This window comes from Thiothrix caldifontis, assembly GCF_900107695.1.
GTDB classification, from domain to species: Bacteria; Pseudomonadota; Gammaproteobacteria; order Thiotrichales; family Thiotrichaceae; genus Thiothrix; species Thiothrix caldifontis.
This window is the reverse complement of the sequence record NZ_FNQP01000002.1, coordinates 33,674-56,579: the sequence shown is the minus strand read 5'-3', so window position 1 is coordinate 56,579 and position 22,906 is coordinate 33,674. Positions and strand designations below refer to the sequence as shown.

The 22,906-nt window shown below is 51.2% G+C and carries 27 protein-coding genes; 12 read left to right on the top strand and 15 right to left on the bottom strand.

All coding sequences use genetic code 11. The annotated features are described in order from the left end of the window. Positions 1-12 precede the first annotated feature (12 nt). The 4 genes from BLV87_RS01710 to thiS all read right to left on the bottom strand — a co-directional run bounded on the left by BLV87_RS01710 (position 13) and on the right by thiS (position 2,584). A complete protein-coding gene (locus tag BLV87_RS01710; RefSeq protein ID WP_093064766.1) occupies positions 13-744 on the bottom strand; it encodes a hypothetical protein in 732 nt (243 codons plus the stop codon). A 122-nt stretch (positions 745-866) separates the two neighbouring features. Continuing rightward, positions 867-1,571: a tRNA (guanosine(46)-N7)-methyltransferase TrmB gene (gene trmB / locus BLV87_RS01705; RefSeq protein WP_093064764.1), complete on the bottom strand. Its 705-nt coding sequence runs from the start codon at positions 1,569-1,571 to the stop codon at positions 867-869. A gap of 14 nt (positions 1,572-1,585) precedes the next feature. Beyond that, positions 1,586-2,368 carry a thiazole synthase gene (locus BLV87_RS01700; protein WP_093064762.1) on the bottom strand — a complete coding sequence of 261 codons (783 nt, stop codon included), beginning with the start codon at positions 2,366-2,368 and terminating at the stop codon, positions 1,586-1,588. A gap of 15 nt (positions 2,369-2,383) precedes the next feature. After that, positions 2,384-2,584, bottom strand: coding sequence for a sulfur carrier protein ThiS (gene thiS / locus BLV87_RS01695; protein ID WP_175517804.1), 201 nt, complete (start codon positions 2,582-2,584; stop codon positions 2,384-2,386). Positions 2,585-2,783: 199 nt separating this feature from the next. Between thiS and BLV87_RS01690 the strand changes: the two genes are divergently transcribed. After that, the gene (locus BLV87_RS01690; protein WP_093064758.1) at positions 2,784-4,280 is read left to right on the top strand and encodes an ATP-binding protein; all 1,497 of its coding nucleotides are present in this window, start codon (positions 2,784-2,786) and stop codon (positions 4,278-4,280) included. Between the two features lie 6 nt (positions 4,281-4,286). On the opposite strand, the gene gpmI is transcribed toward BLV87_RS01690, so the two are convergent. Beyond that, positions 4,287-5,834, bottom strand: coding sequence for a 2,3-bisphosphoglycerate-independent phosphoglycerate mutase (gpmI, locus tag BLV87_RS01685; protein WP_093064756.1), 1,548 nt, complete (start codon positions 5,832-5,834; stop codon positions 4,287-4,289). Positions 5,835-6,002: 168 nt separating this feature from the next. On the opposite strand from gpmI, the gene BLV87_RS01680 reads away from it, so the two are divergent. Beyond that, a complete protein-coding gene (locus tag BLV87_RS01680) occupies positions 6,003-6,764 on the top strand; it encodes a BPSS1780 family membrane protein (protein WP_093064754.1) in 762 nt (253 codons plus the stop codon). On the opposite strand, the gene tatC is transcribed toward BLV87_RS01680, so the two are convergent. The 6 genes from tatC to hisF are packed head-to-tail and all read right to left on the bottom strand — an operon-like array spanning position 6,756 to position 10,005. Further along, a complete protein-coding gene (tatC, locus tag BLV87_RS01675; protein WP_093064752.1) occupies positions 6,756-7,793 on the bottom strand; it encodes a twin-arginine translocase subunit TatC in 1,038 nt (345 codons plus the stop codon). The two genes, BLV87_RS01680 and tatC, sit on opposite strands and share 9 nt — an antisense overlap. Beyond that, positions 7,777-8,076, bottom strand: coding sequence for a Sec-independent protein translocase protein TatB (gene tatB / locus BLV87_RS01670; protein ID WP_093064750.1), 300 nt, complete (start codon positions 8,074-8,076; stop codon positions 7,777-7,779). The genes tatC and tatB overlap by 17 nt, the downstream gene beginning before the upstream one ends. 27 nt (positions 8,077-8,103) lie before the next feature. Continuing rightward, a complete protein-coding gene (gene tatA, locus BLV87_RS01665) occupies positions 8,104-8,346 on the bottom strand; it encodes a twin-arginine translocase TatA/TatE family subunit (RefSeq protein WP_093064748.1) in 243 nt (80 codons plus the stop codon). A gap of 16 nt (positions 8,347-8,362) precedes the next feature. Then, complete coding sequence (locus tag BLV87_RS01660) at positions 8,363-8,683, bottom strand: phosphoribosyl-ATP diphosphatase (RefSeq protein ID WP_093065098.1); 321 nt, start codon at positions 8,681-8,683, stop codon at positions 8,363-8,365. An 18-nt stretch (positions 8,684-8,701) separates the two neighbouring features. Further along, on the bottom strand, positions 8,702-9,226 hold the full coding sequence (locus tag BLV87_RS01655) for a hypothetical protein (RefSeq protein ID WP_139282104.1): 525 nt from the start codon (positions 9,224-9,226) through the stop codon (positions 8,702-8,704). Between the two features lie 5 nt (positions 9,227-9,231). Beyond that, on the bottom strand, positions 9,232-10,005 hold the full coding sequence (gene hisF, locus BLV87_RS01650) for an imidazole glycerol phosphate synthase subunit HisF (RefSeq protein ID WP_093064744.1): 774 nt from the start codon (positions 10,003-10,005) through the stop codon (positions 9,232-9,234). A gap of 196 nt (positions 10,006-10,201) precedes the next feature. Between hisF and BLV87_RS19180 the strand changes: the two genes are divergently transcribed. Together BLV87_RS19180 and BLV87_RS01640 are read left to right on the top strand one after the other, a co-directional pair. Continuing rightward, positions 10,202-10,591, top strand: coding sequence for a hypothetical protein (locus BLV87_RS19180; RefSeq protein WP_175517803.1), 390 nt, complete (start codon positions 10,202-10,204; stop codon positions 10,589-10,591). A 62-nt stretch (positions 10,592-10,653) separates the two neighbouring features. Next, positions 10,654-11,802 carry a phosphotransferase family protein gene (locus BLV87_RS01640; RefSeq protein ID WP_093064740.1) on the top strand — a complete coding sequence of 383 codons (1,149 nt, stop codon included), beginning with the start codon at positions 10,654-10,656 and terminating at the stop codon, positions 11,800-11,802. Positions 11,803-11,886: 84 nt separating this feature from the next. Here BLV87_RS01640 and hisA read toward each other — a convergent pair whose 3' ends face one another. After that, a complete protein-coding gene (gene hisA, locus BLV87_RS01635) occupies positions 11,887-12,621 on the bottom strand; it encodes a 1-(5-phosphoribosyl)-5-[(5-phosphoribosylamino)methylideneamino]imidazole-4-carboxamide isomerase (RefSeq protein ID WP_093064738.1) in 735 nt (244 codons plus the stop codon). A gap of 86 nt (positions 12,622-12,707) precedes the next feature. Between hisA and msrA the strand changes: the two genes are divergently transcribed. The 7 genes from msrA (at position 12,708) to BLV87_RS01595 (ending at position 17,411) form a co-directional block, all read left to right on the top strand. Beyond that, positions 12,708-13,208, top strand: coding sequence for a peptide-methionine (S)-S-oxide reductase MsrA (gene msrA, locus BLV87_RS01630; protein WP_093064736.1), 501 nt, complete (start codon positions 12,708-12,710; stop codon positions 13,206-13,208). Continuing rightward, a complete protein-coding gene (gene queG / locus BLV87_RS01625) occupies positions 13,209-14,255 on the top strand; it encodes a tRNA epoxyqueuosine(34) reductase QueG (RefSeq protein WP_093064734.1) in 1,047 nt (348 codons plus the stop codon). Positions 14,256-14,460: 205 nt separating this feature from the next. Then, a complete protein-coding gene (locus tag BLV87_RS01620) occupies positions 14,461-14,661 on the top strand; it encodes a hypothetical protein (protein WP_093064732.1) in 201 nt (66 codons plus the stop codon). 180 nt (positions 14,662-14,841) lie between these two features. Next, a complete protein-coding gene (gene pdxH / locus BLV87_RS01610) occupies positions 14,842-15,477 on the top strand; it encodes a pyridoxamine 5'-phosphate oxidase (RefSeq protein ID WP_093064728.1) in 636 nt (211 codons plus the stop codon). Continuing rightward, positions 15,474-15,938, top strand: a complete 465-nt coding sequence (locus BLV87_RS01605) for a methyltransferase family protein (protein WP_093064726.1) — start codon at positions 15,474-15,476, stop codon at positions 15,936-15,938. The genes pdxH and BLV87_RS01605 overlap by 4 nt, the downstream gene beginning before the upstream one ends. Before the next feature lie 10 nt (positions 15,939-15,948). After that, positions 15,949-16,776 (top strand): DUF3298 and DUF4163 domain-containing protein, encoded by an 828-nt coding sequence (locus BLV87_RS01600; RefSeq protein ID WP_175517802.1) that lies wholly within the window; start codon positions 15,949-15,951, stop codon positions 16,774-16,776. Then, positions 16,776-17,411, top strand: a complete 636-nt coding sequence (locus BLV87_RS01595; protein ID WP_245706876.1) for a precorrin-8X methylmutase — start codon at positions 16,776-16,778, stop codon at positions 17,409-17,411. Before BLV87_RS01600 ends, BLV87_RS01595 begins: the two co-directional genes overlap by 1 nt. A 14-nt stretch (positions 17,412-17,425) precedes the next feature. On the opposite strand, the gene uvrD is transcribed toward BLV87_RS01595, so the two are convergent. Both uvrD and BLV87_RS01585 read right to left on the bottom strand, forming a co-directional pair. Next, complete coding sequence (gene uvrD / locus BLV87_RS01590) at positions 17,426-19,639, bottom strand: DNA helicase II (protein ID WP_093064720.1); 2,214 nt, start codon at positions 19,637-19,639, stop codon at positions 17,426-17,428. 47 nt (positions 19,640-19,686) lie between these two features. Beyond that, positions 19,687-21,123, bottom strand: coding sequence for an ATP-binding protein (locus tag BLV87_RS01585; RefSeq protein ID WP_093064718.1), 1,437 nt, complete (start codon positions 21,121-21,123; stop codon positions 19,687-19,689). A gap of 104 nt (positions 21,124-21,227) precedes the next feature. On the opposite strand from BLV87_RS01585, the gene BLV87_RS01580 reads away from it, so the two are divergent. Beyond that, on the top strand, positions 21,228-21,686 hold the full coding sequence (locus BLV87_RS01580; RefSeq protein WP_093064716.1) for a YaiI/YqxD family protein: 459 nt from the start codon (positions 21,228-21,230) through the stop codon (positions 21,684-21,686). Here BLV87_RS01580 and purT read toward each other — a convergent pair. Then, positions 21,683-22,879: a formate-dependent phosphoribosylglycinamide formyltransferase gene (purT, locus tag BLV87_RS01575; protein ID WP_093064714.1), complete on the bottom strand. Its 1,197-nt coding sequence runs from the start codon at positions 22,877-22,879 to the stop codon at positions 21,683-21,685. The two genes, BLV87_RS01580 and purT, sit on opposite strands and share 4 nt — an antisense overlap. Between the last annotated feature and the right edge of the window lie 27 nt (positions 22,880-22,906).

Below are 22,906 nucleotides of genomic sequence, written 5' to 3'. Positions count from 1 at the left end.
TTGCTGCTAGATTCATTGGCATACCAAGCTGTCACGCAAGCGTTGGATTTGACCCAACAGCATTTTTTTGGTGTTAGGGTTGGTAACGGTTTGTAAACGTTGTTCCAATGCTGCGATGGTATCCAGCGTGGCTTGGTCTTGGCTGGCATCACACGCTGGCGTAGGCGCATCACAGGTCACAGCACCACCGTAATTGCCGGTATACGCATTGCTCATTTGCCAGCCGAGGTTTAAGAAGTCGTTGCCAGGGTTAGTGCCAGCCGAGTTAGGCAGTTGGCTAAAGGCATCTTGGTTGTCAATCAGTTTGACCCCGGCTACGCAGCCTTGATTGCTGGTAAAACTCAGAATTTTCTTTTCTTGGCCTGCTACCCAACCAAAGTTCGGGACACCGGAACCGCTGAAATAATAGCCTAATGATACATAGTCGGCTTGAGCGTTTTCGCTGGGTGCATCCACCCGTGAATGATCCATCCAATTCACGCCGTTAATATGGCTGGTAATATTATCCACGGAAAAGGTGTTATTGCTTGAATGCGGTACAACGAGCGTGACTTGTGCAGATAACAGCATATCCGGGCTAGGAGTGGAGTCGGGGGTCATGTAGACCACATAACTGTTGCTGGCAGTGTCAAAACCAATGCGGTATTGAACGGCAGCACTGGCCTCCATGCTGAACAGTGTTAAAGCAGAGAAGGCAACGGCAGCCGTCATGGTACGGACTAATGTGTGGCGAATGGCTTTCATAAAAGTGCTCCTTGTTATAAGTTATTGAAACTAAACGTTTTTTGTTTGTCTTCGTGTGTGTTTAGTTTCCGTCAGAGCGCTCGTGAACGCAATTCGGATGCTGATAAAAGGTTTGGTTTTGCCTATAAATGGGATGGATTAACGGTTGTATAGAGTAAATCCCACACGCCATGACCTAAACGTAAGCCGCGTTGCTCAAATTTTGTGAGTGGGCGGCTATCCGGGCGTGGCGAATAAGAGGTGTTTTGAGCTAAATTTAGCCAATTGGAGTCGTTTTCTAGCACTTCCGCCATGTGTTCCGCGTAAGGCTGCCAATCCGTCGCTAAATGGAACACGCCGCCCATCTGTAGGCGTGTTGCAATCAGGTTGACAAACGGTGCTTGCACGATGCGCCGTTTGTGGTGCTTTTTCTTGTGCCAAGGATCAGGGAAAAACAGTTGCACCCGATCCAGCGAATGGACGGGGATGCGTTGTTGCAGGATTTCGACCGCATCGGTATTCATCACCCGCACATTCTGCAAACCCCGATCGCCGATCAGTTTGAGCAAATGCCCCACACCGGGGGTATGCACTTCAATGCCGATGAAATCACGTTCCGGCGCGGCGGCTGCCATTTGTGCGAGGGAATCACCATTGCCAAAGCCGATTTCCAGCGTTACCGGAGCCGCACGCCCGAATAGGGTGGGGAAGTCGAGCGGCGTGTCACTGGGTTCGATGCCGAAAATCGGCCATAGATTCGTTAATGCTTCTTCCTGCGCCTTGGTGACGCGACCTTGCCGCAAGACGAAACTCTTAATGGCGCGATGCGGTGCTGTTGTTGTATCCATGACCCTGCCAGTGTTTAGAAGAACGTGCCTTCCAGCGGAGAGGAGGCAGATGCGTAACGTTTACGTGGCATCCTCCCAGCAAGGAAGGCTTCACGCCCGGCTTCAATGGCTTTTTTCATGGCAGACGCCATTAGCACGGGGTTTTTTGCGCCCGCAATCGCGGTATTCATCAACACGCCGTCACAGCCCATTTCCATCGCAATCGCCGCATCTGAAGCCGTGCCAACACCGGCATCCACGATAATCGGAACGTTAGCATTTTCAATGATTTCAAGGATGTTATACGGGTTGCGAATGCCAAGCCCAGAACCAATCGGGGCAGCTAGCGGCATGACAGCCACACAGCCGATTTCTTCCAATTGACGCGCAATCAGCGGGTCATCGCTGGTGTATACCATGACATCAAAGCCATCTTTTACCAGAATTTCAGCCGCTTTCAGTGTTTGAATCGTGTCAGGGTAAAGGGTTTTGGCATCGCCCAGCACTTCCAGTTTGACCAGCTTGTGACCATCCAGCAATTCACGTGCTAAGCGGCAAGTGCGCACGGCATCCTCGACGTTGTAACAGCCTGCGGTATTCGGCAGCAGGGTGTATTTATCCAAGGAAATCACATCCAGCAAATTGGGTTCGTCTTTATTCTGACCGATGTTGGTGCGGCGAATCGCGACGGTAATAATCTGCGCACCGCTGGCTTCGGTGGCGGCTTGGGTTTCTGCTAAGTCTTTGTATTTGCCAGTGCCAACCAACAGGCGGGATGCGTATGCCTTGCCTGCAATAGTGAGGGTATTGTGTTGCATTGTAAATTCCTTGTTTTAGCCGCCACCGATAGCGTGGACGATTTCAACCGTATCATGAGGTTGCAGTACGAAGGTGTCAAATTGACTGCGCGGCACGAGCGTTTGATTGATTTCGAGCGCGAGGCGTTTGTCTTGTAAGTCCAAAATCACCAGCAATTGTGCCGCTGTGGTGTCGGTTGCGATCGTGTGCGGCGTATCATTCACGAGTATTTCCATCACGCTATCCGGTTTATTGGTAAAAGGGGTATTACATCATAAGCAGGCGTGTATGTCAGTGTATTCACAACGGCTCATGAACATTAGCGAAAAGAAGTAATTTTAATATTGACATAATTTTTTTGATCTATCCAGAAGAAGACGACAGTTCTAAGATGTATCATTCAGGTAACATAATATAAAAATGAGGGATGTGACGATGAGCGTATTTATGGCGTATGGCGCTGCTCGTTGCTTAGTACCGTTAAAAATGCGAGAAAAAGCCGTTTTCTTTGGACGATATGAAGAAATAGCTCAATTGAACGTGGCTTGTTCCGATACTGATACCCGTGTGCTGCTATTAACCGCTTCGGCAGGCACAGGCAAAACAGCATTGATGCATCATTGGTTGTGGCAATGTGAAGCTGCTGGCTGGACTAATTTTGATGCAGTATTGGGTTGGGCATTCCCTTTTGATATTGATGAGGATGATCCACAAGCGACGGTACGTGGGTTTCTGGAATATGCATTAGCTTGGTTTGGTGTGACTTTTACAGCAGAGCAGACGTGTATAGAAAAAGCAAGCTTATTGGTTAAGCAGCTTCAGGAGCAACGTGTATTGTTGATTCTTGAGCATTTGCCTGCTGCCATTTTCAAACGGGAGCTGGAGGCGAGTGGGGCAGTCAATTGCCTGTATGCGTTATTGAAACCTTTGGTGCTGCACAATCCTGGTTTGTGTCTTGTCACCTTGGAAGATATGACTGTTTTTGATCATACTGGAGAATTCGGTGGGCATTGCCTCAAGTTAGGTAATTTAGAACCTTCAGAGGGTGTATCGCTGTTGATGCGGCAGGGATTAGAGGGTAATGAAAAACTTTTGGGTAAAGTTTCTGCTTTGTTTGATCATCATCCGTTGACGCTTACCTTGCTGGGGTCTTATTTGAAGGAGGCTTGTGGGAGCGATCTAGGGAAACTCGATACTATTCCCATTTGGTTTGACTCACAGGTGAGTGGACGTAATACTCGGCGAGTACTAGCGGCTTATGAGAATTGGCTTGCCAATACACCTGAGTTGGCTCTGGTTTACGTGTTGAGTTTGTTTGACCGCCCTGTTTCTATGAGTCGTTTATTAGACTTTTGCCGTGTCGCTTTCCGCCGTCGCTTTTTTTTCATTCGTCAACGATTACCTAGCATATTGTCGCCACTAGTGCGGATCAATTACAAGAAATTGCTGTATTTGCAACAACGTTTGCATGATTTACACCTGCTGACACCGTATGCAAGCTCTGAGATGTTGGAGATGCATACCGTGACACGAGAGTTTTTTTATCGGAAGTTTCAAATCACGTTTATGGTTGAATGCGCTCACTTACAGGAGATACTAAGAGCTGGAAACGAAGTAAGTGTTGCATTATCCCCCTGTATTAAGCGTGAACCAGAACCAGTGAGCGTGATGGAGAATTTACTGCTTCATGCGGTTGAAGCTAAAAATTGGCGCCAAGCAGCAGACTTAGCTTTGCAACTGCATAAATGCTCGTTGATTCAGGGGAATATTGCTGCCAGTGTTAGTTATGCTCGTCAGAGCGTTGCCTTCGCTCATCTAGGGCGTGACACGTTAAGCTTGCAACAGAATTTGAAATTGCTTACAGCTCTTTTACAGCAAACAGAAAACTCCACTTTCGTAGCTGCGGAAACCAAAGTGGAGGAACTGCCGTGATGAGTATTAGCGTGGAAGTTCTTCCAGCAATAACGATTTGCTTTTCATGCCATCCGGTTTAGGCAACCCCATCAAATGCAACACTGTCGGCGCAAGATTGCTCAAGCCGCCTTCGGTGGATAGCCGCCAGTTGGATTTGTCCATAATCAGGCAGGGCACGGGATAAACAGTGTGTTGGGTATTCGGTTCGCCAGTCAGTGGGTCAATGTATTCGTCGCAATTGCCGTGGTCAGCAGTCAAAATCACCGAGTAACCGTGAGCCGCCGCGCTGTCTAACAAACGCCCGACTTCACGATCCAGCGCTTCCACTGCTTTAATCACCGCACTGGGAACGGCGGTGTGACCTACCATGTCACCGTTGGCGAAATTCACCACGATGAAGCAATATTTATCCTGCTCGATCGCACTGATAATGGTGTCAGCCACTTCTTTAGCGCTCATTTCCGGCTGAGCGTCATAAGTTTCCACCTTGGGCGAGGGGATGACAATACGCTCTTCGCCCGCGTAAGTGCGTTCGCGCCCGCCGTTGAAGAAGAAGGTGACGTGCGCGTATTTTTCGGTTTCCGCACAATGCAGTTGTTTCAAGCCCGCCAAGCTAATGGTTTGTGCCAAGTTGGTTGCTGGGCGTTCGGGCGAAAAAATCACGGGGGCTAACAGGCGTTTGTCGTATTCCGTCATGGTGGTGAGCGAAACGGGGATGAAATCGCCGCGATCAAAGTCAGTGAAGTTTTCATCAGCTAAGGCTTTCGCCATCTGGCGCGGACGGTCATTGCGGAAGTTGAAAAACAGCACGGTGTCATTGCTTTGGATGCGTTCAGCACCCGGCATAATACGCGGTTTGATAAATTCGTCGGTTTCACCTGCCGCGTATGCATCATCCACCGCTTGCAAGGCGCTGCTGGCGGGTGTGCCGATGCCTTGTACCATTGCATCCCACGCGAGTTTGGTGCGTTCCCAGCGGTTATCCCGATCCATTGCGTAAAAGCGGCCGGTGACGGTGGCAATTTCACCGCCGGTCATTTCCATGACGTGTTGAATTTGCTGAATGAATTGCTTGGCAATCTTCGGTGCGGTGTCGCGTCCGTCAGTAATCACGTGCAATACCGGCTTTACATCGTGTTCCATGCAAGCTTTCAGCAAAGCGATAATGTGCGTCATGTGGCTGTGTACGCCGCCGTCCGACACCAAACCGAGTAAATGTAGCGGGCGTTTGTCAGCTTTGGCGCTTTCCAACGCATTCAGCAGGGAATGGTTTTTGTAGAAACTGCCATCCTCAATCGCGTCCTCAATACGCACCAAATCTTGACGCAAAATTGTGCCACAGCCAATGGTCATGTGCCCGACTTCGGAATTGCCCATTTGCCCATCCGGTAGCCCCACAGCACGCCCTGATGCTTGCAGCGTGGTATGGGGGTAACTGCCGAAATAGCGGTCAAAATTGGGCGTATCGGCTTCGTGTACCGCGTTAAAGCGTTTGCTAGGGTTGACGCCAACACCATCCAAAATGACTAGAATGGTTTTGCGACGTGGAACGTTGGGATGTCTTGGTTTCACTGTTTGCTCTCATCATACAGTCTGTCGTGAAGTCATGCATTGTAACAGGTAATCAGTTAATTTGGCTTGTGGAATGGACTTGTAAAAAACGTGACTCTCGTCAATGAACTGTCACGTAATAGGTTAATCATAAGAATAACAATAAGTTTTACGATAAGGGGCTGCCTCATGAAAATACAGTTGGTTGGATTTCGACGCGCTTTTGTTTGGCTCGGCGCAGGTTGGTACGCTTTCAAAAGTAATCTGGGCGCTTGGTTGGTGATGGCAATGGTATTCTTGCTGGCATTGATGTTGCTGGGAATGCTGCCTTTTGTGGGCATCGCGTTGATTGCCTTATTTATCCCTCTGCTACTCACTGGGCTGCTGATAACAGCTCACAAATCCCTGACAGGGAATTTGGCACAGGTTGAGGATGTATTGCAGGGCTTCAATGATCAGCGGTTTCGCCAGCCATTATTACTACTGGGCGGAATGATGGTGGTGGGAACGTTGGTGATGTTGGCAATATTGTATCCACTGAGTGCTGAAGTGCTAACCGCGCTTTACTTGCCCAATAGTGATACCCACGTGACGATGATGCTTGAGGACATGGCAGTGTCTTCCCCAATGGGTTTGCTATTACCAGCGGGTGTTATTATTGTGGTGATGATGGCGTTTTTTTATGCTACGCCCTTGGTCGTTTTTGAAGGTCAAGCACCATTAGACGCAGTTTCCACAAGTTTGTTGGCGTGTTTGAGAAATATTGTGCCGTTAACCACGTTTGCCTTGCTGGTCATGACGTTGAGCGTATTCGCATCGTTTGCTTTTGGGCTAGGCTATTTGGTGTTGATTCCGGTAGTCACGGGAGCCAGCTATGCCAGCTTCCGCGACGTGTTTGACCCGGTTGAGCCAAGTGACGAAGACAATATGTTGAATGCCCACTCAGCTTGATTTGCCGTCTTCTTCCTGCTGACGGAAGTTTTCTTCCATGCGTTTGAATTCGGCATCCATGCGTTCTAATTCAGCTTCCATTTCTTCATCAGTCAAGGGGCGGAAAGCTTCATCATCGGTAGATTGGACTGGAGCAGTTTCCTCGAAAATGTACTGATCATTTTCCCAGGCAGTTGTCACTGCTGCACCTGTTGCCGCTGCTGTAGTCGTGGGTGCTGCTGGTGGTTTGATTTCACGTTGGTATTCGAGTTTCTCGCGGTCTTCTTTTTCCGCGTTCGCTTCGGCAATGCGTTGATCAAACAGGCGGCTGGCAAGCAAACCCACTTCAAACAGTAACCACATGGGCACAGCTAACATCACCTGTGATAGCACATCGGGTGGCGTTAAAAACATGCCGACGATAAAAGCGACGACTATTACATACGGTCTTGATTGTTTAAGGGTTTCTCGACTAGTGATGCCAGTGGTGATTAATAAAATGGTCGCTACCGGCATTTCAAAGCCAATGCCGAATGCCATGAACATCATCATGACGAAATCGAGGTATTCGGCAATATCCGGGGTAACATCGACATTAGAGGGAGCGAAGCCTGGAAGGATGCTAAACATCATCGGCAGTACTAAGAAATAGGCAAATGCCATGCCGGTATAAAATAGTGCCACGCTGGAGAGTAATAGCGGTGTGACAATTTTCTTTTCGTGCTGATACAGTCCGGGGGCAATAAATCCCCACACTTGATACAGCACGTAAGGCAATGCCAACACAAACGCCACCATCAATGCGAGTTTGTAAGGGATAAAGAAGGGTGAGGCTACACCGACAGCAATCAGTTTTTGTCCTTCTGGTAAATGCCGAACCAGCGGATCCGATAACAGGTTGTATAAATCTTGAGCAAATGGCATCAGAATCAAAAACACAATGCCAATTGCTAGCACCATGCGCAATAAACGGTCACGTAATTCCAGCAGGTGTTGCAGGAAACCGAGTTCCTCGCCTTCGGAGTGAGGCGTGTTAGGATTTTTCGTCATGTGGCTTGGTGGCGTCTTCAATACTGTGGCGAACGTCGGTGGTGTTTTGTTGCATCAGATCACGCAAAGAACGAATTTCTTCTTCCTGTTTGCTCAACATGCTGCGCATTTCTTCAGTGCGTAACTCGCGCTCAATATCGGTGCGGGTAGTGGCAATAAAGGCACGTGCTTTGCCAAGCAAACGCCCAGCTTTGCGAGCAAGACCGGGCAAACGTTCGGGGCCAATCACCAATAAGGCAATGACCCCGACAACAAGCATTTCAAAGAAGCTGGCTTCAAACATGGTATGACCCTAGCATGAGTATCGGGGTTACACCTTGTCTTTTTCTTTTGCTTCCGCATCGATTACACGTCCACCGGGGATATTGTTCGGTGGTTGTTGTGGGACTTGTTCTGAGGTTTCTTCCTGCCCGTCCTTCATGGACTTTTTGAAGTTTTTGAAGGTTTCACCAAGGTCACTCCCCATATTGCGTAAGCGTTTAGTGCCAAACAATAGAAGGATAATGACCAGAATCAGTAATAATGACCAAGGACTGATGCCACCTAAACCCATTTCGTTTCTCCTTAAGTTAATGTGTGCGGCTGGCTTTTTCGACCAGACCGGAGACGCCAAAGCGTCGGGCTAATTCTTCCAGTACCGCATCGGGGTGTAAGCCCTGCTGTGCCAGTAATACCAATGTATGAAACCACAAATCTGCAACTTCATACACAATTTTGTCTTTTTCGCCGTCTTTGGCTGCCATCACGGTTTCGGTGGCTTCTTCGCCGATCTTTTTCAGGATCGCATCCAGCCCTTTGGCGTAGAGTTTGGCAACATAAGAACTGTCTGGCTCCGCTTGTTTGCGGCTTTCCAGCACCTCGGCAAGTTGTGCAAGTACGTTATCATTCATCATGGGGCTGGAGTATACCTAATTCAATTGGTGTGCGGCGACTGATGAAGCGGTTTCGGTAATGTTTGGTAACAAAGCCGTCATTTTCCAGTCGGATTGTTGTGCCGCATCGTCCAATAACTTGCACAGCAAGTGCAATAGCTCGTTGCTCAAGTTGAGATCGACACCTTTATCATGGTTGTCTTTGAAAGCAATTTGCAACGCGCCGTTCTCTTTGTGACGAAAGCCCGCTTTCACCACCAGCAACGGGTCTTTGCCCAACGGCAGGTTGTCGGTTTCACGGAAGGGGTTATTAAACGCGGCTTTGCTTTGCGCCCGTTCGTGTTCAAACGCGACAATCGCTTGGCGGGAGCTGTAATCGCTGTGCTGTTTGACCGCAGGGGATGACATCAGCGACTCCTGCAAAACTGGCCAGAGGCGAACCAGAAATCGCCGCGTTAGCCAGAAACGAAATTCTTCATTAGCCACAGTATTCATGCGCATCAGGATGCGGTCTTCTTCCTGAATATAGCGAATTTGGATTTGCGCGGGTGCTGCTGCCATCAGATTCACAGCCTCATCTCAATGCCTTGGGCTGCCATGTAGCGTTTAGCATCACTCACGGTGTATTCACCAAAGTGGAAAATACTCGCAGCAAGCACCGCATCCGCTCCGCCTTTGAGTACGCCATCGGCTAAATGTTGCAAATTGCCAACCCCGCCGGAAGCGATCAGCGGAATGCCTACGCGATCCGTAATCGCACGGGTTAAACCGAGGTCGAAACCGACTTTCGTGCCATCGCGATCCATGCTCGTGACCAGCAATTCACCCGCGCCGTATTGCGCCATTTTTTCTGCCCATGCCACGGCATCAATGCCGGTACGGTTGCGCCCGCCGTGGGTGAAGACTTCCCAGCGATCCGGTTCGCCCGGTTCATTGACGCGCTTGGCATCAATCGCCACCACGATGCATTGCGAACCGAAATAGTCAGTGCATTCGCGTACCAAATCGGGGTTGGTAATCGCAGCGGTGTTAATGCCGACTTTATCCGCACCCGCATTCAACATGCGGCGCACGTCTTCGGGCTTGCGAATGCCGCCGCCAACGGTGAGCGGAATAAACACTTGCGAGGCAACCGCTTCGACCATGTGTACGATGGTATCGCGGTTGTCGGAACTGGCGGTAATGTCGAGGAAGGTGATTTCGTCCGCGCCTTCACGGTTGTAACGCGCGGCGATTTCCACCGGGTCGCCCGCGTCACGGATGTCGACGAAGTTCACGCCTTTGACAACACGACCGTTGTTCACATCAAGGCAGGGGATAATGCGTTTGGCTAAGCCCATGAGATTGGCCTGTCGTTAAGAATTCAAGCCCGTATCCTATGCTGATTGACCGTTGGTAGGCAATGCTTTGGCGTTTATCCTGCTTTGATTGGTTGAGCATGACGTTTCTGTGACATCTTTTGAGCCAATGGATGTGGCTAAGAAATCAAGCCTATCCAGAGGTTGATTTTTGGAACTCTGTAAAAGGACTTATATCATGACTTTTAATGTTACAAGCACAGGCTGCAACACTACAGCACCCGTTACTTCCAACCCTTCCCAAGGTTCATGCGGCAACAACACTGGCTCTATGCCAAGTTGTGGCTCTAACCCGCACGGTTCACCCTCTGCGTGGGGCAATATTGCTGAACAGCAATGTGGTAATATTGGTGGCAGCAAAGGCGGTTCTGGTAAGAAAGCTGGTTCTGGCAAGAAAGGCGGTTCTGGCAAGAAAGCTGGTTCTGGCAAAGACAACTATGGTAGCTGTGGTAACAGCGGCAATGCTGGTTCTGGCAAGAAAGCTGGCTCTGGCAAGAAAGCTGGCTCTGGCAAGAAAGCTGGCTCTGGCAAGAAAGCTGGCTCTGGCAAGAAAGCTGGCTGCAAGTAATTACTAGCTTTTCCTCTTGAGATGGGAGGGCTTCTCCTCCTCTCTCCCAAGGTTATTGATGTATGAGCGATTTCCCCACTCATTTCGGCATGTATATCGCCGGTCATGATGAAACCCCCGTACAGTATTGGTCTGATGCCACTATTCCCCTTAATGGCCGCCCCCCCACCAACCAACCCTCTTCATCCCCTGCGCGTGTCAGGTCTTGGCAGTCCCGCCCTTACTTTTGTGACACGCTGGCAAGATTATGCGAAGACAATCTCGGTGGCGTGGTCGTACAGATTGAGTTTCTCGGTGGTGAAGAGCGCAGCGCGTGCCGAGTCATCTGGGAAAGTGGGCGGGTAGCCATTGCCAGTTTCCGTACCGAGCATGGGTGTGCGCGTCTGGAAGCGCAGGTACTGCACCATTTGCACCCACAAGCTGCCCCCGTGCCGGAGTTGTTTTACTTTAACGGCATTGTGTTGGTGCAGGAGTCACTGCAAGGTGACAGCCTGTCGCACCGCTTGGCAACCGCTGACCGCCCAACCTGTGAAACCTTATTATCCGCCGCCTTAAGTAGTTTGGTGGCTATTCATCAGGCTGCCGAACGTGCTGGGTTGGATCAAGCCGTGCCATTGTTGGGGGCTGAACAATACTGGATTCAGCGCCATATCCGCCAAGTCCACAAAATGGGCGAAGCACTAAAAATCCCCGCGCCTCCCTTGTCCACGCAGGACATTCACGACATTTTACTGCCCCTCAAACCCCGTTTCGTCAAATGGGATGCCCGCCCCGGTAACGCGATGGTCAATACCGCAGGTCAAGTGTATTGGTTTGACTGGGAAAATTGTGGGGCGCGTAACCGTTTGGATGATCTGGTCTGGCTATTGTGCGATGAAAGTGTGCCGTTTTGTGCGGAGACGGAGCAGGCGTTGTTGGCGGAATACCTGCCACAGTTTGCGGATGGGGCTTCTTTGGAGGCAGCGTACCGCTATGCCTGCATTGCGGGGGTGTTGCATTGTGCTGCCCGTTTGGGTTTGATCCTCTATAAAAAAGAGGGGGATGAGTGGTGGGATATGCAGGAAATTTTAGCGCATGACTACATCGGTGTAACCCTGCCGCAAGCCCAGCGTTTGTGCTACCGAGCAGCGGATTGGGCGCAGCGTGAATCCTTGGTGGCGGCACTGACCCCGTGGTTTATGCAGGTTGCAAAACACTTGGAAACGTTATAGGCAGCGCACAACGGTAATTTTTGAAACTGCTTGACTTGAAACAGAGAGATGTTCGCACATCCCTCTGTGTTGTTTCTGGATAAATTAGGACAATTCGTTAACGTAGCGTTGGGCTTCTGCCAAATCAATCGTCCCTTCGTAGATCGACCGCCCTAAGATTGCCCCCATGATTCCCTGATCTTCTACCGCACACAACGCCTTAATATCATCCATATTGGTGACACCGCCCGAAGCGACAACAGGAATACTAATGCTAGACGCGAGTTTGGCGGTTTCATCCACGTTCACCCCCGTCATCATGCCATCGCGGGCAATGTCGGTGTAAACAATCGCGCTGACACCGGCTTGCTCAAATTGCTTGGCAAGTTCAATCGCCGAAACCGAGGACACTTCTGCCCAACCGTCGGTTGCCACCATGCCGTTTTTGGCGTCAATGCCAACAATAATGTGACCGGGGAATTGCTGGCACAAGTCGATGACGAACTGCGGCTCTTGCACCGCTTTTGTGCCGATAATGCAATAGTGCACGCCCGCTTCCAGATACGCCGCTACGGTGGCTGCATCGCGGATACCGCCGCCGATTTGTACCGGCACATTCGGGAAACGCGCTGCAATCGCACGAACCACGTCGCCATTCACCGGCTTGCCTGCAAATGCACCGTTTAAATCGACTAGGTGCAGACGGCGTGCGCCCGCATCGACCCAGCGTTGGGCGACATCGACGGGGTTGCTGGCAAACACGGTGGTGTCATCCATCCGACCTTGGCGCAGGCGCACGCATTGGCCGTCTTTCAAATCAATTGCGGGAATCAGTAGCATAGTCACATCCTTGGTTGGGTTGCTGTATCCTACCGTAAAACGGGTGTACAAGTCACAGCCTTGAAACAGGAGAAAAGGAGCGTGTTATGCAACAAGCGATGTTTGGCTTAGGGTGCTTTTGGGGCGCAGAACGCAAGTTTTGGCAAACACCGGGTGTCATCCGTACCGCTGTGGGTTATGCAGCAGGGCATACCGAAAACCCTACGTATCGCCAAGTATGCAGCGGTACGACGGGACATAATGAAGTGGTGTGGGTGGAGTTCGATCCAGAACAGATCAGTTACGACGCGCTACTGAAAGTGTTTTGGGAGGCACACAACCCCACCCAAGGGATGCGTCAAGGCAATGACGTGGGTGAACAATACCGTTCCGGCATTTACACCTATTCCCCTGAGCAACAAGCGGCGGCAGAAGCGAGTCGGGCGCGTTATCAGGTGGCATTAACGGCGGCGGGATTGGGTAAAATTACTACTGAAATTCTGGCTGCACCAACGTTTTACCCCGCTGAGGAATACCACCAGCGCTATTTGGAGAAAAATCCACGCGGCTATTGCGGCTTGGGGGGTACTGGGGTGACGTGCGGCTAAATGAAAATTGCGCAGATTCAAGCCATTGGTCAGGCACTCGGTTTCAACGCCGTCGGTGTCAGCAATATCGACTTGTCGTTTGCCGAGCAGCGTCTGCTGGATTGGTTGGCGCAAGGCTATCACGGCGACATGGCGTGGATGGCGCACCATGGCACAAAACGCAGCCGCCCCGCCGAATTAGTTTCCGGCACGTTGAGCGTGATCAGTGTGCGCATGGATTATTTACCGCCGGATAGCATGGATGCAGTATCGATCCTCAATCACCCCGAACGCGCTTATATTTCCCGCTATGCTTTAGGGCGTGATTACCACAAAGTGATCCGGCAGCGGCTGGAAAAATTTGCGCAACAATTGCAAACCGAAATCGGTGCATTCGGCTACCGCGCGTTCACCGATAGCGCTCCGGTACTGGAAAAGCCCCTTGCCGTGAAAGCAGGGCTGGGGTGGATGGGTAAGCACACCAATGTTCTCAGCCGTGACGCGGGTTCGTGGTTTTTCCTCGGTGAGATTTACACCGATTTGCCCTTGGATGAAACGGGCAGCGTGTCTGAGCATTGTGGGCAATGCACCGCGTGTATCGACGTTTGCCCCACACAAGCCATTCTCGCGCCGTATGTATTGGATGCGCGACGCTGCATTTCCTACCTCACGATTGAATACCAAGGCAGTATTCCGTTGGAATTGCGCCCGCTCATGGGCAATCGTATTTATGGCTGCGACGACTGCCAGCTTATTTGCCCGTGGAATCGCTTTGCGCAAACCTCGCCGGAAGCGGATTTTGCAGTGCGCAATGGCTTGGACAGTGCGCGATTAAGCGAGTTGTTCCAATGGAGTGAAAGCGAGTTTATGCGCAAGCTGGAAGGTTCGCCGATTCGGCGGATTGGTTACGAGCGTTGGTTGCGCAATATCGCTGTAGCATTGGGAAATGCGCCTGTGAGTGTCTCGGTCATGGCATTATTACAGCATCGCAAAATGGCGATTAGCAGTGAGTTGGTGCGGGAACATATCGACTGGGCACTTGAGCAACAAAAACAATCGGATAGCTAAGATCGTTAACACTTCATCGATTTTTTTTATCCATATGTCAATAAGTGATATGAATGCTCTCAAGTTTTTGTCATCATAAGCACATCACAAACCCGAACCCAAAAACAACGTTATGAAAATAAGAAGAAACAGTGTGTTGTGGGCACTAGTGGCTATGGTTTTATTACCGGGCTGTACAACAATGCAGGAAAACTCACTTTACAGTATGTGGCAAGAACGTGCGTATGGCGCTTATGGGATGCCAGTACCGACGGCTTCTACAAGCCCCTTTATGAGTGCTGCTATGCCTTACCGCCCTGTATTGAGTAACCCGTTGGATACAGTTTCTGGTGCGTTACTCAATGTGTCACGCACTGTTTCGGAGCAAGAAACACAATTTATCTCGCAATATTACTCACTGCAATAAAATTATATGCTATAAACCCTATTTGTTAGCCCCTGGAGTCCACCGTGGACTCCGCTTTGACGCAAAGGTCTTAGCCCTTCCTTTGTGTCTTTTTGGCCAGACCTGCTATTTTTGGGTCTGGCTTTTTTATTTTCAGGTAATATCCGCGCCAACCACACAACAATTATTGGGAGTGAGAGCATGGATCTTTCATCATTGCGCCAAGAATACACCAAAGCAGGCTTGAACCGTGAAACACTAGACCCTGACCCTTACCAACAGTTCAGTCTGTGGTTAAAGCAGGCGATAGACAGTGAGGTGGTAGAACCTACGGCGATGCAAATTGCGACGGTATCTGCGACGGGTAAACCGACCCTACGCACTGTGTTGTTGAAATCGTTTGATGCGAATGGCTTTGTGTTTTTCACCAATTACCACAGCCAAAAAGCCCAACAAATCGCAGAAAACCCGCAAGTGGCGCTCTTGTTGTTTTGGAAAGAGCTGGAACGTCAGGTGGAAATTACCGGGCGCGCTGAAAAAATTCCAACGTTGGAATCCTTACGTTATTTTGCAACCCGTCCGCGAGGTAGCCAGTTGGGGGCATGGGTATCCGCGCAGAGTTCTGTCATTACTTCGCGCACGTTGCTAGAAATCAAGCTGGATGAAATGAAGCGTAAATTCAGTGCGGGCGAAATTCCGCTGCCGGATTTTTGGGGTGGCTACCGCATCGTGCCGGATACCATCGAATTCTGGCAAGGTCGCCCCAGCCGTTTGCATGACCGTTTTGAATACCGCCGTCAGGTTGAAGGGTGGGAGATCGCGAGGTTAGCGCCATGAATACCTTGCAGTTGAAAATTCCCCCGCCGGTTTACTTGTTGACGTTTATGGGGGTGATGTGGTTCGTTAATGCGTGGTTGCCGCTGTTTCATTGGATTGCTGCGCCTTGGAACCGATTGGGGTTGTTGTTGATTGTGGTGGCGGTAGTGGTTGACTTTTGGTCGCTTGGCTTGTTTTTCCGGGCGCATACCACTTTTAACCCGATTCACCCCGAACGCACTAAAGCGTTAGTAACGACCGGCCCTTACCGTTATACCCGCAACCCAATGTATGTGGGGATGCTGGTGATTCTAACCGGTTGGGGGATTTGGCTGGGGGGGCTTAGCCCGTTTCTCGTGCTACCGTTGTTTGTGTGGGTACTGACGGTGGAGCAAATTATTCCTGAGGAAAAAATTCTGGAACAAACCTTTGGCGGCGCGTATCGTGATTATAAAGCGCATGTACGCCGTTGGTTGTGGTAAGGATTCATCAATGTTAGCAAAAGCAATGCTGTTGGCAGCAAGTCTGCTGCTGGTAACTGGCTGTAAATTGGAGCTGCCAAGTCTTGGTGGTAATAGTATCAGCGGGCCATTAAAGCTGGAAACACTCACGTTTGAGCGGGCTGGGGGGCCACAATGCCCGGATGTCGAGGGTACAACACCAGAGAATATCAGGTGCGCTAGTTTACGCCTGACGTATCCCAATATCGTGGCAGCCGGTAATCCAGCCGCAGCCACTGCCATCAATCAGTATATTCAGACACAACTGCTGGAATACAGCGACCCCGAAGGCAAGCCGCCTGCTACGTTGGAGGAGCTTGCCAGTATGTTCATCGCAGATTACAACAGCGTGCCAGAAGCGATGGGGCTGTGGGAAATGGAGCGCGATGTGGAAGTCAGTTTCGCCTCCAAACATTTAGTGACCTTAACATTCCGCGAATCGGGTTATACCGGGGGGGCGCATCCCTTCAGCGGTCAGCGCTATGTAGTGTTTGATGTGAATACTGGCAAACAATTGACGCTGAATGATTTGCTGATAGCAGGCTATGCGGAGCGTTTGAATGCAGCAGGTGAGCAAGCTTTCCGTCAGGCGCGTGGTCTTACGGCTAAAGCAAGCTTGGAAGAGGCGGGATTTTGGTTTGCTAATGATACCTTTAAGATCAACACCAATGTTGGTGTGCTGAGCAATGGTTTGGTTTTTAATTTCAACCCTTACGAAATTGCACCTTACGCCATGGGGCCGACGGAGTTTACCGTGTCGTATGACGCTATTAATGATCTGATTCCTGATACCAGTTTGTTGGCAGCGCTGGCACGCTGATGGAATACTTACGTGACCCGGAGCGTATTCGCGAACAAAACTACGCTAATTTACGTACACAAGTTGATTTGACCGCATTCTCAGCGGATCAGCAGCAAGTGGTTATTCAGATGGTGTTGGCTTATGGTGATCCTGAGCTTGCCAAGTATATTCGCTTTAGTGAGAATGCACTTGGCGTTGCCCGTAAAGCCATCAAGCAGCGCAATAACTTGTTATACGATGTGGAACTGGTCAAGTACGCGCTGAATGAGGCGCTTTTGTATCAAGAACCGCTCGGTTTTCTGGGGCGGGCATCAGTCATTTCTCAAGCTAAGAGCGTCAAACATACACGTGCGATGACGGCAGTGGATTGCTGGAAGCCGTATATGTCCGGCGGGATTGTGTTGATTGGGCAGTCCGCCACCGCATTATTACGTTTGTTAGAAATTCTCCAAGAAGGTGTGCGTCCTCCTGCCTTGGTGATTGCCGCACCCCGTGGGTTTGTGAATGCCTCACACGCGAAGCAGTTACTCTGGAAACTGCATCAGGAATTAGGCGTGGAGTGCATTGTGGTGGATGGTACACGTGGCGGTGGGGTACTTGCAGCGGCGGCATTGAATGCCCTGCTGATGATGCAACAGGGCACTTATGTGTAATGCGTTAAACGTCCTCAAATTTTTTCCAAATTGGCGTAACCCAATACCAGCCATTTGACACCGACCGCTTTGAAATTCACCTGTACCCGCGAATGTGCGCCCGCGCCTTCGGAATCGGTGATTACGCCATCGCCAAATTTGGCATGACGTACCCGTTGCCCGACACGGTAGCCGGTTTCATTGAAGTTGGTGGTGCGCGTTACGGGTTTGGGGGCATTGGCTGGGGAGCGGAATTGGTTACTGCCGCCGAAGCCGGTGGAATAGGTTTTCACTTTCGGGCGGACTTCTTCCACCAATTCCGGCGGTAATTCGCGCAGGAAACGTGACGGCGGGTTGAATTGGGTGCGCCCGTGCAACATGCGCTGTTCGGCGTAACTCATCACCAGTTCTTTTTCCGCGCGGGTAATGCCGACGTAGCAGAGGCGGCGTTCTTCTTCCAAGCGTGCTGGGTCATCGGCGGACATTTGGTGCGGGAACAAGCCTTCTTCCAAGCCGCACAAAAACACCAGCGGGAATTCCAGCCCTTTGGCGGAGTGCAGCGTCATCATTTGCACGCAATCTTCACCGGCTTCGCCCTGACCTTCGCCCGCCTCCAACGCCGCGTGCGAGAGGAAGGCGGAAAGTTCGCTCATGTCCGGGGTTTCTTCGGATTGCACGTAGGTGTAACCCTGTGCGGCGGTGACTAATTCGTTGAGGTTGTCGACGCGCCCTTGCCCTGCTTCGCCTTTTTCTTTGGCGAGAAAATGCGGCTTGAGTCCGGCAAGGTCGATGACGATTTCGACTTGTTCGCGCAAGGGCAGGCTGTGAATGTCGCTTGCCATGCGTTTGATCAGTTGCACGAAACCGAGTACGCCATTGCTGGCACGGGGGGTGAAATCGCCGATGTCAGCGGCTTGCGCGGCAGCTTCCCACAAAGACAGGTTGGTGGCGCGGGCGTGGCTGCGCAGGATGTCGACGGTACGTTCGCCAATGCCGCGTGGCGGGTGGTTGACGATGCGTTCAAACGAGGCATCGTCTTGGTGGTTAACGGTGAGGCGCAAATACGCCAGCGCGTCCTTGATTTCGGCACGTTCAAAGAAGCGTAAGCCGCCGTAGACGCGGTAAGGAATGCGGTTTTCGTTAAACGTGCTTTCAAACACCCGCGATTGCGCGTTGGAACGGTACAAAATGGCAACGTCGCGGCGCATTCCGCCTTGATCTACCCATTTTTGAATGCGTCCGGCAACAAAGCGGGCTTCGTCGATTTCGTTGAAAGCGGCGTAGAGGTGTAAGCGTTCGCCGTCTTTGCCATCCGTCCACAAGTTTTTGCCCAAACGTCCTTTGTTGTTGCTGATCAAGGTGTTGGCAGCGTTGAGGATGTTCGCAGTGGAACGGTAGTTTTGTTCCAGCCGCACGGTTTCGCAATCGGGAAAATGTTTGGTGAAATTGCGGATGTTTTCGATCTTCGCGCCGCGCCAGCCGTAAATCGACTGGTCGTCATCGCCCACCGCAAACACCGGATTCTTATCCCCCGCCAACAGGCGCAACCAAGCGTATTGCAGCGCGTTAGTGTCTTGGAATTCGTCTACCAAAATGTGGCGGAAGCGGTTGCGGTAATGTTGTTGCAGGTCGGGATTATCGCGCAGCAATTCCAACGAGCGCAGCAACAGTTCGGCGAAATCGACCACGCCGTTACGCTGACAGGTTTGTTCGTACACGCTGTAAATTTGCACCATTTGCCGTTGGTTGAAATCGCCTTTGTCTTCAATGTGGTGCGGGCGCGAACCTTCGTCCTTACGCGCATTGATGAAACCGGCGACCTGACGCGGTGGGAAGCGGGTTTCATCAAGTTCCAAAGATTTGAGGATGCGCTTGACCATACGAATCTGGTCTTCGGAATCAAGGATTTGGAAGGTTTGCGGCAATTTGGCTTGCTGCCAGTGCAGGCGGAGCAAGCGGTGTGAAATGCCGTGGAAAGTGCCAACCCACATGCCGCCGCTGGGCAGTTGCAGCAGGTCTTGGATACGCCCGCGCATTTCTGCCGCCGCTTTGTTGGTGAAGGTCACGGCGAGGATGCTTAATGGCGAGACGTTTTCGACTTCGATTAGCCACGCAATGCGGTGAACTAGCACGCGAGTTTTACCACTGCCTGCGCCTGCGAGGACGAGGACGGATTTAGGCGGCGCGGCAACGGCGAGTTGTTGCTGCGGGTTTAGGGGGGCGAGTATGGGGGATTGGGTATTATTCATCGTGTGATTGTACTGTAAAAACGCATTAAATCAGAGTTAGCCATGTGTTATTCCACCACCCCATGCAATTCTGCCTCACCCATCCAGTAGCACAATAACGGTGCAGGCAAGCGCATAATGTTGATCCCTTCTGGCGTTCCCGCCAGTAACCCAAAATCATCCAAGGCTTTAGTGACGACGTAACCACGACTGATATTTTTTTGCTGGCACAATTCCATCAAGCCCTTGAGTTCGCGCACGCCGGTGTGTTGGGTGCGGTATTTCACTTCAAACGGCACAATTTGCCCGCCGACTTCTGCGACAACATCGACTTCGCGCTCCTGTTTGCCGCGCCAATAGGTGAAACGTACTTGTTGGGCATAATAACGGGCGAATAAGTGACGAAAAACGGCTGTTTCGGTCGCTACACCCAGTGCTGTCGGGTCATCAAGAATGTTTTTGCCTTTCAATAAGACGGCAGAGGAAATCGCCGCGTCTGCCAGATACACTTTGTAACGCGCCCGCAGCACATCTTTGCCATAGCCGAACGGCGGTAAACGATAAATCAGGTGGGTAGCTTCTAGCAACTCGATAAAATGTTGTGCCGTAGGGCGTTTAACTTGCAGGTTGCTGCACAAGTCGGTCATGTCCAGCAGTCCGCCATCGTGCATACACAGGTACAAAAAGGTGTGTTCCAAATCTAAAATACGCCGCACCCCAAACAAAGCGGTCATATCGCGTTTCAGCACTTTGTCGATAATGTCTTCGCGTAGCAAGCGTTGGGCTTGTGCCACGCTCTCAATTTGTGCCGTTTGCGGAAACCCACCCCGCACCAAATATTCATGGAAATGCCCTGTATACGGTGCAGCTAACTCGGTCACGCGGTAAAAATCGGGTGCTGTCCAATCGAACAGGTGGCGCAATGAACGCAGTGGCGGTAATTCAGGCAATGCGAGTTGTTTGATGTGCAGGTATTCATAAAACGACAAGGTGGTAATACGGATAGCGTGCCAACGTCCGACCCCGGATTCCTGATCGGCTTCCAACAAGGGGGTGGCTGAACCCGTAAACACAATACGGCGATCTTTAACAAAATCAATCTGATGTTTGACCCACGTTCCCCAATCGCGAATAAATTGCGCTTCATCCAAAAACAGATATTCGATGCCTTCAGCACGCGGCTCACGTTCACGCCAAGCGGCTAACACCGCATCAATACCACCCAACTTGAGCATGGGGTGATCAAAAGTGACATACAAAATATTGGCAGCGGGCACACCTTGTTGCAGCAAATCTTCAATACACTGTAGCAACAAGGTGGTTTTGCCGACCTGCCGCGCTCCCGATAGCAACACTGCGCGGTGAACCGGCGGCTGTGTGACCCATTGATTGAGTTCATGCCAAGCGGCACGTTTCCAAGCAGGCAAACCGGCTATATGCCCACCACGCCACCACGGGTTAAACTGTGCGAGTACGCTGATGAGTTCAGATGGTGATATTTTCATGGAAATAATACTAAATGGCTTGTTTAGTTAAAGTATAGTTTAACTATTTTGAAAATTTTAGCTAATTTTAGACTTTTCAAATCACTGTGATTGAGGAAACCACCATGCAAATCTGGGTCGATGCCGATGCCTGCCCCAATGTGATCAAGGAAATCCTGTTTCGCGCGGCGGAACGCTTGCAAATCCGTACTACCTTGGTGGCGAATCAGCCGTTGCGGATTCCACCGTCGTTGTATATCAAAACCATTCAAGTACAGGCGGGGTTTGATGTGGCGGATAACCGCATTGTGCAGGATTTGGCAGCAGGTGATTTGGTGATTACCGCTGATATTCCATTGGCGGCAGAGGTCATCGAGAAAAAGGGACACGCGCTGAATCCACGTGGGCAGTTTTACACCCCGGAAAATATCCGGGAACGCTTACGGGTGCGTAACGCGATGGAGGAAATGCGTAACAGCGGGGTGATGACCGGTGGGCCTGCGACCCTGAGCTTGAGTGATCGGCAGGCGTTTGCGAATCAGCTTGACCGTTTCCTCACCCGCCATTGCCGTAGCAAACCTTAGCCAGCAACGGGTTTAACACGGCTCGCAGCTTCTGCCGCCCGCGCCCGCGCTTCATCGGTATTCTTACCCCGAGCCAGTGCTACTCCCATGCGCCGCCGCTCAAACGCTACGGGCTTGCCGAACAAGCGAATGTCGCTTTTTGGCACTTGTAGCGCATGTTCTACGCCTTCAAACGCGATGCCTTCTGCTTCCAGCCCGCCGTAAATCACTGCACTTGCGCCGGTGGAGTGCAACGCAGTATTCACTGGCAAGCCCAGAATCGCACGGGCATGTAGCTCAAATTCGTTCTGGAATTGTGTCGCCATCGTTACCATGCCGGTATCATGTGGGCGCGGACTGACTTCGGAAAACCATACGTCATCGCCACATACGAACAATTCCACCCCAAATAAGCCGCGTCCACCCAAATTGCCAGTCACTTTCGCGGCAATGTCTTGTGCTTTTCTCAATGCCGTGTCGCTCATCGGCTGTGCCTGCCAGCTTTCCACGTAATCGCCTTTGACTTGACGATGCCCAATTGGGGCGCAGAAATGCGTTTCGATTTCGCTATTTGCACCCAGCGCCCGCACGGTCAGCAAGGTGATTTCGTAATCAAAATGAATGCACTGTTCCACGATCACGCGCCCGTGATTCACCCGACCTGCCGACAGCGCGTATTCCCATGCGGTGGCTACTTCATCCGCACTGTTTAGCATGGATTGCCCCTTACCTGATGACGACATCACCGGCTTGACGAAGCAGGGGTAGCCTACGTCATCCGCTGCTGCTTGCATTTCGGCAAGACTGGAAGCGAAGTGATAGCGCGATGTCGGCACACCCAGCTCTTCCGCTGCCAAACGGCGGATACCTTCGCGGTTCATAGTCAATTGCGTAGCGCGAGCCGTGGGAATGACGGTCGCAAGTCCCGCCGCTTCGATAGCCGCGAGTTCATCGGTAGCAATCGCTTCAATTTCTGGCACGATAAAATGTGGCTGTTCGGCTTCCACCAGCGCCCGTAACGCAGCAGGGTCTGCCATATTGATGACATGGGAGCGGTTGGCAACGTGATGCCCAGGTGCATTGGCGTAACGGTCGACCGCGATGACTTCTACGCCCAGCCGTTGCAGTGCAATGATGACTTCTTTGCCGAGTTCGCCGCTACCGAGCAGCATGACGCGGGTGGCTGAGGGGGAAAGCGGGGTTCCGATGCGCATGAATATCCTCCGAGCGGGCAACATAGT